Annotated in this window: 14 protein-coding genes; 8 read left to right on the top strand and 6 right to left on the bottom strand. The window is 34.4% G+C overall.

The genetic code is table 11. The features are described from left to right. Window positions 1–122: 122 nt before the first annotated feature. Window positions 123–1,067 carry a beta propeller repeat protein gene (locus QWY91_RS04305; RefSeq protein ID WP_290232038.1) on the top strand — a complete coding sequence of 315 codons (945 nt, stop codon included), beginning with the start codon at window positions 123–125 and terminating at the stop codon, window positions 1,065–1,067. An 861-nt stretch (window positions 1,068–1,928) separates the two neighbouring features. On the opposite strand, the gene QWY91_RS04300 is transcribed toward QWY91_RS04305, so the two are convergent. Together QWY91_RS04300 and QWY91_RS04295 are read right to left on the bottom strand one after the other, a co-directional pair. Beyond that, the gene (locus QWY91_RS04300) at window positions 1,929–2,678 is read right to left on the bottom strand and encodes a C40 family peptidase (RefSeq protein WP_290232037.1); all 750 of its coding nucleotides are present in this window, start codon (window positions 2,676–2,678) and stop codon (window positions 1,929–1,931) included. A 26-nt stretch (window positions 2,679–2,704) separates the two neighbouring features. Further along, entirely contained in the window at window positions 2,705–3,883 is a 1,179-nt protein-coding gene (locus QWY91_RS04295; RefSeq protein ID WP_290232035.1) for an acetyl-CoA C-acyltransferase, read from the bottom strand. Between the two features lie 115 nt (window positions 3,884–3,998). Between QWY91_RS04295 and QWY91_RS04290 the strand changes: the two genes are divergently transcribed. Then, complete coding sequence (locus QWY91_RS04290; protein ID WP_290237060.1) at window positions 3,999–6,044, top strand: HD family phosphohydrolase; 2,046 nt, start codon at window positions 3,999–4,001, stop codon at window positions 6,042–6,044. 3 nt (window positions 6,045–6,047) lie between these two features. On the opposite strand, the gene QWY91_RS04285 is transcribed toward QWY91_RS04290, so the two are convergent. Continuing rightward, on the bottom strand, window positions 6,048–6,497 hold the full coding sequence (locus QWY91_RS04285; protein WP_290232034.1) for a transcription elongation factor: 450 nt from the start codon (window positions 6,495–6,497) through the stop codon (window positions 6,048–6,050). A gap of 193 nt (window positions 6,498–6,690) precedes the next feature. On the opposite strand from QWY91_RS04285, the gene QWY91_RS04280 reads away from it, so the two are divergent. Together QWY91_RS04280 and QWY91_RS04275 are read left to right on the top strand one after the other, a co-directional pair. Then, on the top strand, window positions 6,691–7,347 hold the full coding sequence (locus QWY91_RS04280) for a SatD family protein (RefSeq protein WP_290232032.1): 657 nt from the start codon (window positions 6,691–6,693) through the stop codon (window positions 7,345–7,347). Further along, entirely contained in the window at window positions 7,347–8,066 is a 720-nt protein-coding gene (locus tag QWY91_RS04275) for a DUF3307 domain-containing protein (protein WP_290232030.1), read from the top strand. Before QWY91_RS04280 ends, QWY91_RS04275 begins: the two co-directional genes overlap by 1 nt. Here QWY91_RS04275 and QWY91_RS04270 read toward each other — a convergent pair. Further along, window positions 8,043–8,450 carry a glyoxalase gene (locus QWY91_RS04270; RefSeq protein ID WP_290232028.1) on the bottom strand — a complete coding sequence of 136 codons (408 nt, stop codon included), beginning with the start codon at window positions 8,448–8,450 and terminating at the stop codon, window positions 8,043–8,045. The genes QWY91_RS04275 and QWY91_RS04270 overlap by 24 nt on opposite strands. Window positions 8,451–8,687: 237 nt before the next feature. Between QWY91_RS04270 and QWY91_RS04265 the strand changes: the two genes are divergently transcribed. The 4 genes from QWY91_RS04265 to QWY91_RS04250 all read left to right on the top strand — a co-directional run bounded on the left by QWY91_RS04265 (window position 8,688) and on the right by QWY91_RS04250 (window position 11,858). Then, window positions 8,688–10,046, top strand: a complete 1,359-nt coding sequence (locus QWY91_RS04265) for an NAD-dependent succinate-semialdehyde dehydrogenase (RefSeq protein ID WP_290232027.1) — start codon at window positions 8,688–8,690, stop codon at window positions 10,044–10,046. Window positions 10,047–10,061: 15 nt separating this feature from the next. Continuing rightward, the gene (locus QWY91_RS04260) at window positions 10,062–10,943 is read left to right on the top strand and encodes a DUF72 domain-containing protein (protein ID WP_290232025.1); all 882 of its coding nucleotides are present in this window, start codon (window positions 10,062–10,064) and stop codon (window positions 10,941–10,943) included. 3 nt (window positions 10,944–10,946) lie between these two features. Next, window positions 10,947–11,357: an NUDIX domain-containing protein gene (locus QWY91_RS04255; RefSeq protein WP_290232023.1), complete on the top strand. Its 411-nt coding sequence runs from the start codon at window positions 10,947–10,949 to the stop codon at window positions 11,355–11,357. A 108-nt stretch (window positions 11,358–11,465) separates the two neighbouring features. Beyond that, complete coding sequence (locus QWY91_RS04250) at window positions 11,466–11,858, top strand: acyl-CoA thioesterase (protein ID WP_290232022.1); 393 nt, start codon at window positions 11,466–11,468, stop codon at window positions 11,856–11,858. On the opposite strand, the gene QWY91_RS04245 is transcribed toward QWY91_RS04250, so the two are convergent. Next, complete coding sequence (locus QWY91_RS04245; protein ID WP_290232020.1) at window positions 11,859–12,770, bottom strand: mechanosensitive ion channel family protein; 912 nt, start codon at window positions 12,768–12,770, stop codon at window positions 11,859–11,861. Further along, complete coding sequence (locus tag QWY91_RS04240) at window positions 12,767–13,843, bottom strand: endonuclease/exonuclease/phosphatase family protein (protein WP_290232018.1); 1,077 nt, start codon at window positions 13,841–13,843, stop codon at window positions 12,767–12,769. Before QWY91_RS04240 ends, QWY91_RS04245 begins: the two co-directional genes overlap by 4 nt. Window position 13,844 lies beyond the last annotated feature (1 nt).

The raw sequence follows: 13,844 nt of genomic DNA, 5'->3' as shown, positions 1-13,844 counted from the left end.
CCGCTTTTCGGCGATTAACCGTTGTGCCAGCAACGCCTACACAAGTTTATAGTAAAATTCATATTCAATTAACATTTGTCACGTCAAAATACTCTAAAATTGTATTATATTCTGATTAAATTATGAAAAAATATTACTTCTTCCTGGCCATTGTAAGTTTTAGCTGTTCTAAAGATTTCGATAATCGTCCTGAAGAAAAAAACTCTTTGAGTAATAAATGGACTATTGAAAAACAATTGGAAAACCCATTATTCAGTCTTTGGGGGATTAACGATTGTTTATATACAGTAGGAGGTCACAGAAATGAACCTGATAAAGCGATCATAGTATCTCAAGAAAACGACGAATGGATTACAAAGGAAAATTACGAAGGTGAAATTGTTATTCTTGATGTAGAAGGAAATTCATGTGGTGAAATATATGCAGTAGGATCAGATGGTAGATTATTTAGTTTTAATGGCGACCGTTGGTTCACAAAGACCTTTGAAAATATAAATTTCACAAATGTTAGTATAATAAACGGAAAGGTGTATTTAAGTGCTAGTAATGGGTTTTATTTATATAGAAGTAATGAGCTAGTAAAAATTTTAGAAGAAGAAGTTCATTTCCAAGATGCTTGGGGAGACAATGACGGCAATCTTTATGTTGTTGCTTTCAGTGGTGAAAAGGACTTCATCTTTTATACAAATGGTACAGATTGGAGAAACATGTTGGAAGGTTCTCAATTAGAAGGTAATTTTCTATCCTCTATTGAAGGGTATAATAATGAATACATTTATGCTAGTGGTTCAGGTGGGAATTTACTTTTTTTCAACGGAGAAGAGTGGACTAAAGTTCTAGAGGATCTTGGTCCTGTTAACGACCTAAAATTTTTCACAGGAACAACTATATATTTTACAACTGGATCAACTTATAATCCAGGTAAAATATATAGTGTTAATGGAGGCTTTTATTCTTTAGAATATGAGTCTACCCAAGCTATCAACGGCCTCTGGAGTAACGAATATAAAGGTATTTATGCAGTAACTTCTGGGGGTAGGATAATTTCAAATTTACTTAATCAATAGGCGCAGCAGGCAACATCGGTTCATCGCAAATAACGGGTTTATTCGAAAAAGTGTAATTTTGGAAACCAAGAAAGAAAACAACTAAGCCGACAAGTCCGCGTCGCTACTCCCGCAACTTGCTATAACCGTAAACGTTGTTGCAAGTATGTTATTACGAAATAGATGTTGTTTGAATTCTATCAATTACCCAATCACCTTCTTTATTTTCCCTTATAAAAACTCTAAATCCAATACCATTTAATATTCCCGTCGAATAACCAATTGACATTACACCAAACTTTTTATTTATATCAAATTGTATTCTACTAATCGATACAACAGAGTTTAGATAAAATTTATAATCTGTTCTCCAAATTTCTCTTCCTTCTGGTAAGTCCGATCTATAAATAAATCTTATCTTAGTGTCCGCATTCAATTCGTCAATATCAATCTTATATTTTTCATTGTTATTTATAGTATCAATAGCTAAATTATTAAGATTGTAAAATTTTAGTAATTGGTTCTTTTAGCCTCCGTGTGGTAAAAAAGTTGAATCGCTAATTGCAGTCACCAATTTTACAGAATCTTGATAATATTCAAGTTTTAATCTATCAAATTCCTTCCATCTTCTCTGGGATTCAATTGTATCAAACTCTCACCTATTACCAAGAGAATCAGATTTATATGGTGGTGCAGGAAAAGGAACTCTAGTATCTCTATGCAGAGAATCCATTAATTTCGGGAAAATATCATATACCACTTGCTTTTCGAAATTTAGATGATCGAATTTTTCATTGCAACTAGAAAACAAAGTTAGCACGGTTATGAAAACTAAAATTTTCTTTAACATATTTGCTACAACTATGGATATGGAGAATTCTTTTAAATTATTTTTTTAATAACTCTTAGCTTGTGCGTGTGTCGGCGTAATTCAGTATTAAAAATTCCGGAATGATCTATTCGATCTATTCTTACTTTTTCATCTACATGGATTATGTAATTATCCTTCATCATAATCCCCACATGATTGATTAATCCTTCGTTATCATCAAAAAATACAAGATCACCAGCTTCACTTTCTTCAATAAAACTTAATGCTTCTCCCTGTTTCGCTTGGTCTCTTGCATTTCGCTGAAGTTTGTAACCATTCAGCTTATAAACCATTTGAGTAAAACCACTGCAATCTATTCCTAAAGGAGATTTTCCTCCCCATAAATGAGGACTATTCTGATAAAATAAAGCCGTTTTGATGACATTTTCCTTTTCAGAAATTCCACTTACCGTATTGCCATCAAACGTATTTTTAAGACAGAAGTTTCCATTTAATTGCGATCCCATAGGCACCGGTGTCAATAGCTGATTTTCATCAAAAATGAACTCAATTAAATCTGCAGTAAGAATTGGGGCTTCAGTATCTATCTTTACATAAGATTGTTCATCTATATTATGAATTTGTTTATTGCTCACCCATGCTTCAGAATTGTCGAAAGCAACACGAATTCGACTCCACTTTGCACGTTCTTCTAGTATTTTAAAATGTTCTCCATAAAGAAGCTGTGAAACCATTTCGCTTTCATTTGAGGGAGCTAAACGAAGTGGCACAATGCTTAAGGGGCAAATACCGTATTGCATTTAAAACGTAAATTTCAATTTTAGGACTAATTTCTTTCGATAATCATAGCAGACGCACCGCCTCCGCCATTACAAATGGCAGCAGCGCCCAATTTAGCATTGTTTTGTTTAAGAACATTAATTAATGTAATTAAAATTCTCACACCACTACAACCTAATGGATGTCCTAAAGAAACGGCCCCACCATTTACATTCGTATTTTCATCAGATAAACCCAAAATTTTCATGTTGGCCAAACCAACTACCGAAAAAGCTTCATTAAATTCAAAAAAATCAACTTGATTTTGCGTTATTCCAGCTTTGGCTAGGGCTTTGGGAAGCGCTTTAGCAGGAGCTGTTGTAAACCATTTTGGTTCTTGTGCAGCATCTGCAAAACCTTTTATGGTACACAAGATATTCAAACCTAATTCTTTGGCTTTAGCTTTGCTCATAAGTACAATAGCACCGGCACCATCATTAATGGTAGAAGCATTTGCGGCAGTTACGGTTCCGTCCTTACTAAACGCAGGTCGTAAAGAAGAAATTTTATCCATCCTTACATTTTTGTACTCTTCATCTTCTTTAAAGATAATGGGGTCGCCTTTACGCTGAGGAACTTCAACAGGAATAATTTCGTCATCAAATTTACCCGCCTTCCAGGCAGCAGCAGATCTTTCGTAAGATTTTACAGCATAGGCATCTTGATCTTCTCTGCTAAAATTATATTCCGTAGCACATAGATCTGCATAAACACCCATAGCATTTTTATCGTATGCATCTACTAAACCATCTTTTTGCATACCATCCACCATTTCTGCAGGACCAAACTTCTTACCTTGACGCAAATGAAGATAATGCGGAATCATACTCATATTCTCCATTCCGCCTGCAACAATTATGCTCGCATCTCCTAGCATGATCGATTGGGCAGCCTGCATTACGGATTTCATTCCGCTAGCGCATACTTTATTGATTGTTGTACAAGGAACAGTATCGGGAACACCTGCTCCCAAAGCCGCTTGTCGTGCAGGAGCCTGTCCCGTACCAGCCTGAACCACATTTCCCATTAAAACCTCTTCAACTAGCTCGGGTTTAAGATTGATCTTATCCAAAGCTCCTTTAATGGCTATGGATCCCAATTTTGTGGCTGATATATTAGATAAGCTACCCAGAAAACTACCAATTGGTGTTCGGGCAGCACTTACAATTACTACTTCATTGTTCATAATTTTGTAATTTTGCTATTCCTATTTTGCGAATTTAGTGATTTTATAAGGAACTTGACAAGACGTCCTTAATGACCACTAATTTTTAGTACATTTGGCGAATACTTCGACTTATATGGTGGATTTCGTAAACAAGCTATACAAAAATCAAGCGCTTTTTTACAAGGTTTTCTTATTCATACTAACGGCAGTTTTAATTGTTTATTTGCTGCCCAAGGGAGGAAAATTCAAATATGAAATTCCTAAAGGAAAACCATGGCAGCACGAGAGTCTTTATGCTCCGTTTGATTTTGCAATCTTAAAATCTGAAGAAGAGCTAAAACTTGAAAGAGAAGCTATTTCTGCCAATAACATTCCTTATTATGAATATGATCAGCAAATCGCTGACAATGTAAAGAATAAGGCGTTAGAAGAAATTAACGAGGTATTTGGAGACAGTATACTTACCAGCAATCGTAATCTAATTACCAATTTTGTAACTTCTAGATTAGACGATATTTATCGTTACGGTCTGGCTCAGGAAAACGAGCGTATGGATCCTGGCGACCTTATCTATTTGCGTAAAGGTAACGAAGCGTTTGAGATTCCTTATCAAAATGTTTTTAAACAAAGAGAGATAAGAGATTACATTAATCAAAAGATCTATGATGCTAATCTAGATCGGTTTAGCAACGATCTCTTAGAGGTTTTCTTTAATAGTATTTCTCCTAACATGTTCTATGATAACGAATTCACCGAACGTGTTTTACAAAGCAAACTGGATAACATTTCCTATACTCGTGGGAATATCGAGCAGGGCAGCAGGGTGATCGCAAAAGGTGAAGTTGTAGAAGGAAATAAGTATGATATTTTACGCTCTTTAAAAGCCGAATATGAATCTCAGGTTTGGAGCAAATCAAATTATAATTGGATTATCGTTGGTTATAGCGCCCTTGTCGCTATGGCATTGTTGATGTTACTTTTATTTATTCAGAAGTATCGTAGAGAGATTTTTGAGAATAATGTAAAGGTGACTTTTATCTTTTTCAACATCATTTTTATGGTGATGTTAACGACATTGGTTGTAAATTTTGATGTTAATTATGTGTATGTTGTACCGCTTTGTATTCTTCCTTTAAGCTTAAAAGCATTTTTTGATGCGCGCCTGGGAATGTTTACGCACGTAATTACGGTGTTGCTTTTAGGATTTATTGTTCCGAATAGCTACGAATACATGTTTTTGCAGATAATTGCGGGAATTGTAACGATTTTGACGATATCAGAATTATACAAGAGAGCGAATCTTTTTATATCTGTTGGTCAAATTACACTGGTATATATTGTCTCTTATTTCGCATTCACGATTATTCAGGAAGGAACTATAGAAGATATAAAAGCTGAAGTTTTTCTCACCTTCCTATTAGGAGGTTTAGCGACATTGTTTGTACAGCCTCTAATCTATATTTATGAGAAAATCTTCGGAATGGTTTCAGATATGTCATTGCTGGAATTATCTGATACAAATAGTGTATTACTAAAAGAACTTTCAGAAAAAGCACCTGGTACGTTTCACCATTCCTTAAATGTTGCAAATCTGGCTGAAGCTGCAGCTAACGAGATTAATGCTAATGCGATGCTGGTTAGGGTAGGAGCGTTATATCATGATATCGGGAAAATGGAAAATCCTACATATTATACCGAAAATCAGATTTCTTCAGTGAATTCTCATGATGATCTTGCACCAAAGGAAAGTGCGAAAATCATTATCGATCATGTTATTTTAGGGATCGAGACTGCCAGAAAAAATAATTTACCAGATCGAGTAATCGATTTTATTCGTACACACCATGGGACGAGTACGGTATATTATTTTTATATGAAAGCTAAAGAGGCTGATGGTGAAGTAGATGCTAATGATTTTAGATATCCAGGTCCTATTCCGTTTAGCAAGGAGACTGCTATTTTAATGATGTGTGATAGTGTTGAAGCAGCTAGTAAAAGTTTAAAAGAACCAACTTCCATACTTATAGATAGTTTTGTTGAAAAAATTATCAATAAGCAAATGGAAGATGGACAATTCTTAAATGCAAATATTACATTTAAAGAGATTCAAATGATTAAGAAAATTCTGAAGCGTAAACTTAAGAATATCTATCATTTACGTATAGAATATCCAGAATAAGGATTATTCAATTCCTTTTATCTCGTGTTCTTCATCATTAATAGTAAACTTATCTCCGGGTTGTTTTCCCTCTAATTCTTTATAAATGGGAGCTTTTGTAGAGATCGCAAAGATCTGGCTTCCGTCTTCCATGCTTATTTCGCCTAATGGAATAGAAATAAAATAATAATTTCTATCGGTTTCAACTACGCTACCCAATCCTATCACATTATTTTTATGCTCTGGGTCTATTTTACTTAGCTCTTCTTTTTGTTCTTGGGCTTCGCTTAGATAACCGGCATACTTTTCAAAGTCTCCAAGCATTTGGCCTTTATTATCTTCATCATAATCGGTTTTAATATCATTATTTTCCATAGACTGTTTGATTTCGTCCATGCGATTTTGATGTTGTTCGATCTTAGCATTAATCATATCAATGCAATTGTAATACAGTTCTTTTTTATTAGTTTTCATTGTCATTTTTTTAGTTGTTCTAAAAATACTTATCTGTTTTTGGCTAGTCTAAGAATTAATAAAAGTTTAGTATCCATATAATTTCAACTTAGTAATAAATAAGCCTAAAAGCTTATAAATATATATTATAAGTCTTAAAGCTTATAAATACATAATATTAGTTATTTGGCTTATATTTTATATATTTGAGACTATGATAGCAGTTATTACCGCAGATTTGATAGATTCTTCTTCTTACCCACCAGAATTTCTGGAATTGGTGTTAGAAACCTTGCAGAAAGAATTTGACAATTTTGCTGAAAATTTTTCCGAAGAAAAAAGTAATTTCAAAATTTATAGAGGTGACAGCTTTCAGGGAATCATCACTAATCCAGAAAATGCCTTATTATTTTCTTTATTTTTGAAAACAGCATTAAATAAATTAGAAAGTAAAGATTCTTCAGCTATCAAAGCAGATCTGAGAATCGCTATAGGGATTGGTGGTTATGATTTAAAACGTGATGAAATTTCTGAAAGTAACGGAGAAGCATTTCAACTCTCTGGGAGAACGCTGGACGATATGAAATCTAATGGCAGAAAATTAATGCTGAAAACTCCTAATATCGATTTAAATAGGGAGTTTTATACGAGTTTAGCTTTATTCGATTTTATTGCAGACCGATGGAGTACTGCTTCAGCTGAAGTTATTTATTATTTACTTCAGGGATATAAAGAAAAGGAAATCGCAAAGATAGTTGGTATAAGTCAAAGTGCTATTAATCAACGTAAAAAGATTGCAGCTTGGGATCCAATTTCAGCTTTATTGAAACGTTACGAAGAGAAAATTTCAGCAACATTTAAAGAAAACTAATGATTTTTTTACAACTTCTTTTAGCGCATATTCTTACCGATTTTGTTTTCCAAACATCAAAATGGGTTAAGCAAAAGCAGAAGAAAAAATCGAAGTCTGTATTTCTTTATATTCATGCTTTTTTAGCTGGTTTCTTTTCTTATCTAATATTGAGAGATTGGGATCAAATTCTTATTCCTATTTTTATTAGTCTTACTCATTTTTTAATAGACTTATGGAAATTGAATCAAAAGAAGGATAATCTCACCTATTTTTTACTCGATCAATTATTCCACATCATAATCATAACGATCGCTTATCTGTATTTAATTTCAGGCTTTAATATTATAGTGCCTAATTTGATAGCACTGTTAGATTCTTATATGTTTTTAGCTATAATAATCGCATATCTATTGGTCATTTTTCCGGTAGGTTTTATAATTGGCAAAGCGACAGAAAAATGGCATGATGAGATTCTTAAGAACACGAAGGAATCTTTAAGCTTAAAAGCTGCAGGACGCTATATTGGTATTTTTGAACGTATTTTAGTGCTAACTTTAATCTTAACCGATAACTTTTCAGCCATCGGTTTTCTTATAGCTGCGAAGTCTATACTTCGATTTGCAGATAAAAATGAAGCAAGTGCACGTAAACAAACAGAATACGTGCTTATCGGGACACTTATGAGTTTTTCGATAACAATTATAATCGGACTTTTAGTACGCCATATCGCGTTCTAAAAGCTGAATATTATCCTGCAATCTTTGCTTAACCAAATTCATCATTCGCTTATTTAAAGCAGAAGAATTTTCGATATAATTTCGGTATTCTTCAATTGTAAATTGTCCTATAATCATACCTTTTAAGCTATTTCGGAATTTTATATCTCGCTGTAATGCATTTTCAACATACATCATTCGCTTATCAATGCCTAGCTCATAAAATGCATTTTTATGCTTTCTAATATAATTTCTAAAAGCTTCTACCAGTAAATCATTTTGAAGTTTAACAATAGGCCGAAGAGTCCCGTTTTGAAATTTCTCTTCAGCACTCATATTTTCTGAAACTTTTGCGGAAGGAATTTCTGGCCTTAGTTGGGTTAATTGGTAATCACGCGGATTCATAATAAAGGCGTTTTATCTAATATACTAATTATTAAAGCGCATAAACCACACCAAAAAATTACTTGTAAACCGGTTATAAACAAAACAACTTTTTTACAGTATTCAAATAGAGTTGCTGAAACTTCGCCAACTAGCAGAACATAGTCTGCACAAAATGAGTTAAAATGATCTTAATCGTTCGGTAGTGCTGTTTTCTTCTTGTTATCTTTAAGAAAAACCATTAAAAAAAATTGTTTTATGATCACTTCAAAAAATCCGTATACAGGAGAAGTTGTAGAGGAATTTAAAGAATATACAAAAGAAGAAGTAAATGCAGCGATCGAAAGAGCTGATAATCGTTTTAAAACATGGCGCAAGGTAAGTTATGATGAAAAACGTGATTTAATGCTGAATGCAGCGAAAGAACTGCGTGAGAATCAAAGAGCCTATGCCGAAGATATTACGACAGAAATGGGTAAACCAATTTCTCAGGCTATGGCAGAAATTGAAAAGTGTGCCTGGGTTTGTGAATATTATGCTGAAAATGCCAAAGATCACCTTGCTAATGAAACGATTGAAACCGATGCTCAAAAAAGTTATGTAAGTTACGAGCCGATAGGCGTTGTTTTAGCGATCATGCCGTGGAATTATCCTTTTTGGCAAGCCTTTAGATATGCTGTGCCTGCGTTAATGGCAGGAAATATAGGGCTATTAAAGCACGCCAGCAATGTGATGCGATCTGCGAATAATATTCAAAAAGTTTTTGAAAATGCTGGTTTTCCAAAAGATTGCTTTCAAAATTTAGTGATTTCTAGTAGCAAAATAGATGATATTTTAAAGGACGATCGCGTTAAAGCGGTTACACTTACCGGAAGTAAACCAGCAGGTAGCGCCGTAGCTTCCACAGCAGGTAGCAAAATTAAAAAATCAGTTTTAGAACTTGGCGGTAGTAATGCGCTGGTAGTTTTTAAAGATGCAAATATTCAAAAAACGGTAGAAACCTGTGTACAGGCAAGATACCAAAACACTGGGCAAAGTTGTATCGCCGGTAAGCGTTTGTTATTACATGAGAGTATCGAAGATCAATTTATGGAAGAATTCGTAAAACAGGTGAAAGACCTTAAAAGCGGAGATCCTATGGACGAAGATACTTATATTGGTACGCTAGCCCGTGAAGATCTTGCTGAAGATTTAGAAGCGCAGGTAAAAGATTCTGTAGAAAAAGGAGCAAAGATCGTTTTAGGCGGTAAACGCAATAAAGCCTATTACGAACCTACCATTTTAACTAATGTTACAAAGGGAATGCGAGTTTTTGATGAAGAAACTTTTGGACCAGCCATTTCGGTAACAACTTTTAAGGAGAATCAGGAAGCTATAGACTTGGTTAATTATTCAGATTTTGGATTGGGAGTTTCCATTTTTACAGAAGATTTTGATTTTGCTGAAGGAATTATTTCTGAATTTGAAGACGGAGCAGTCTTTGTAAATGAGCTTGTAAAAAGCGATCCCAGACTGCCTTTTGGAGGTACTAAAATTTCAGGATACGGTAGAGAACTTTCTTCTCACGGAATTCAGGAATTCGTGAATAGAAAAACAGTGTATTTCAACAAATATTAATTTAAAGAATAATCCATGAAATTTGGAAAAGTTGATGATCCGGGAAGTGTAGATTTTACGCTTCCCAAAGATCATCCTCAAACAAAAGAAATTTTAAATAAGCAGGAGAGCTCAAAATTTGAGAATGTTAGAATTGGATGTGCTAAATGGAATCGTCAGGATCTAAAAAACTTTTATCCACGTGGTACGAAAGACGAGCTTACCTTTTATGCAACGCAATTCAATGCCATAGAATTAAACGCCTCTTTTTATAGAATCTTTCCCGATACACAGTTTGAAACCTGGTACGGTAAAGCTACAGACGATTTTCAATTTTCGCCTAAAGTTCCACGAATCATTAGTCATATTAAACGTCTAAATGACACGGAACGTTTAGTGGATGATATTGTTGCGAATATGATGCCTTTAAAAGAAAAATTGGGTTGCTGCTTCCTGCAAATGCCAGATAATTTCATGCCGAAATGGATGGAGAGACTAGAACCTTTTTTTAAACATTGGCCCAAAGAAATTCCGCTTGCTGTAGAACTTCGACATACCGATTGGCATAACGATACTGAAGTAGCCGACCAATTAAATGCATTATTAGTAAAGTATAATATATCGAGCATTATTGTAGATTCTGCCGGTAGAAGAGATTTGTTGCATATGCGATTAACAAATGACACTGCATTTATTCGATACAATGGCGCAAATCACCCTTCAGATTATCAAAGATTAGATGATTGGCTGGAACGAATAGGAGAGTGGCACGAGCAAGGATTAAAAGAACTGTACTTTTATGTACATCAAAATCTTGAAGAAGCTTCTCCATTACTTTCGGCATATTTTATTGAAAAGTTCAATAAGAAATTTGGAACCGATATTGTGATTCCAAAAACATTACCACCTAAAAAATAAATTATGAATGCAGAAATAGCTGTTACAGTAGATAATGTAATATTATGCAAATCCAAGGATAGATTTAAAATTGTGCTAATAAAGCGCAAAAACGATCCATTTAAAGGAGAATGGGCTTTGCCCGGCGGATTTGTAGAAGAAAATGAGGATTTACCAGATGCTGCAAAACGAGAGCTTAAAGAAGAAACAGGTTTGGTTGTAAAAAATAACGAGCAAATCGGAACTTTTGGAAAGCCAAATAGAGATCCTCGTGGCCGAATGATTTCAATAGTATATTTAAGTTTAATAGATTCCGAAGAAAATTTAAAAGGCGATAGTGATGCTGCCGATGCCAAATGGTTTAGTATTGATGATTTGCCAAAATTAGCTTTTGATCATGATGAGATTATAAAAACGGCCTACGATTATTTGTAATCTGGAATTAACTACTCGCGGCGATATTCATACTCTATCTAAATATCATTTCAGAAGATCGCTAAACTATTTTTTTGGATGAATTCTTCGTAATTTTGAAAATAAAAAATGAGATTTCATACAAGAAAGTGGATCAAACCCCAAGATTTAAATCCTAATAGAACACTTTTTGGTGGCCGATTATTAGAGTGGATTGATGAAGAATGTGCGTTGTACAGTATTATTCAGCTTGAAAATCCTAAGACGGTAACTAAGTATATGAGTGAGATCGATTTCAAAAGTTCAGCTAATGAAGGTGATATTATTGAAATTGGTATCGAAGTAGTGAAATTTGGATCGGCTTCCATCACATTAAAATGTGAAGTTCGAAATAAAATGACTAGAGAAACTATCATTACTGTAGATAAAATTGTAATGGTTGGACTGGATGAAAACGGAAAACCAAAACCACACGGAAAAACACAAGTCGAATTTGTAAAAGATCGATTGGGAGATAAATAATTAATCTCCCTCTTTTATATTCTTAGCCAATCGTACAGGAAATTCTGTCTCCCCACCATAAAGCTTAATTTCCTGTATATCTGCAGGCATATAGAAACCATTATCTTCTAGTGCTTCTTTAACGGTTCTTACTACATTTCCTTTAGTGATCAGCGCCATTTTTCGAAAGTCGGTGGTGTCTACCCAGAAGAATACTTTCAAGTTAACGGTACTGGTTGCTAGTTCGTCTTCAATCACAAAGTTTTCGTGAAATTCGTCTGAAATAACAGTCGGCTCCATCTGAAGTGTTTCCATAACTACTTTTTTAGCAGCATCGATATTATCTTCGTAAGCAATCCCGATGATAAAATCCCATCGAAAAAAGCCATCTTCGGTATAATTTGTAACGGGTTTCCTAAGCACATCACTATTTGGGATATACACATCTTTACCATCAAAAGTTTTCAATTTCGTATATCGAAACTCTAGCGCTTTTACCTTTCCGAAGTTATCTCCAATTTCTACGGTGTCGTTTACATCAAAAGGCCTGTTGAAAGCTAATATAACTCCTGAAATAAAGTTTTCTCCAATGTCTTTAAAAGCAAATCCTAAGATTAACGCACTTGCACCGGCGGCTGTGAAAATTCCTGTTGCAATAGCACCAAGTCCTGCTGCTTTTAATCCTAAGATGATGGCGATTACTATAATGACAAATTTTATAGCCTTCCCCAAAAAGCGACTCATCAATGGATCCTGAGTTCTTCTGGAAATTTTTCTGGTTATAAAATTCCCTATAGAAGATCCTATTAAAACACCCAATATGATCAATAATAAGCCAAAACCTATACCGGGTAACTGATCTATAAAATCTTGATAATAATTGGTTGTAGCAGAAGCTAAATCGTGAATTTGATTTGATTCCTGAATGGTCATTTTTTTGCTTTTTCTTGGTCCTCTTCTTTCTCTTCTTTTATTTGCTGATTCGCATTTTTAAGTTGCTCTTCTGTAGGAGGTTCAGGAGTTTGGGCATCGGCTCTTTCTGGCTCGAAGGTTATTTCAGCAAAAGCTGGAAAGTGATCGGAACCGATATCTTTTCCTACTGCTAATCGTTTAACTCTAAATTCTTCCGTAGTAAAAACATGATCTAACGGCCAACGCATAATAATATTCTTAGCACTGAACGTATTATAGAAACCACGACCGATACGTAAATCTAATAATCCACCAACTTTTCTAAATAATCTGGTAGTTTGCGACCAGGCAACATCATTAAAATCTCCCATAACAATAACGGGATATTTAGAATGATGAGTGCGTAAAGCAATTCGCATCATTTCTGCGTCTCTATCAGATGATGTAGGATTATGCTGTGGCATTGGCGGGGTAGGATGGATGCTATAAAACTGAATGGTATCACCCCTAAAAATAAATTTAGCGTCGATAGAAGGAATACTATCTTCTACCATATAATGAACTTCGGGATCAATTAATTTTAGTTTAGAATAAAATAGCATTCCGTAGGTATTATCTAGCGGAATTTCTTTTTTATAAGGGTATTTTTTGGATAATTCTGGCGATACATCCTTCATCCATTGAGCATTTGTTTCATCCAAAATTAGCAAATCTGGATCAAGTCTTTCAACTTCAGCTAAAATACTTTGGTGATCTTTATTTTTTTGAAGAACATTCGCGGTTAGTAGCTTAATTGAAGGCTTATCTATACTGCTATCCCCTAATTCTGGTTCAGCTAAAACGGTATAAGGATAAATTTTTCCTGATTGGACTACCAGACAAGCTATCAACAAAATCACGAAAAAATAGTCCTCTGCCCATCGAATATTGAATTTTATAAAATAGAGCAATAAAGCTAAACCCGTGAGAATAGTTAATTGTACATGCGGAAAATCAAATACTCTAATCCACCAATAATCTGCGGCTACAAATGGAAAAATAGTAAGAACAATGGCTATTATGCCAAATACTTGGAGAAAGCGACGTAGTTTCATA

Source organism: Zunongwangia endophytica (assembly GCF_030409505.1).
Classification (GTDB): Bacteria; Bacteroidota; Bacteroidia; order Flavobacteriales; family Flavobacteriaceae; genus Zunongwangia; species Zunongwangia endophytica.
This window is presented reverse-complemented; position numbering and strand designations above follow the sequence as displayed.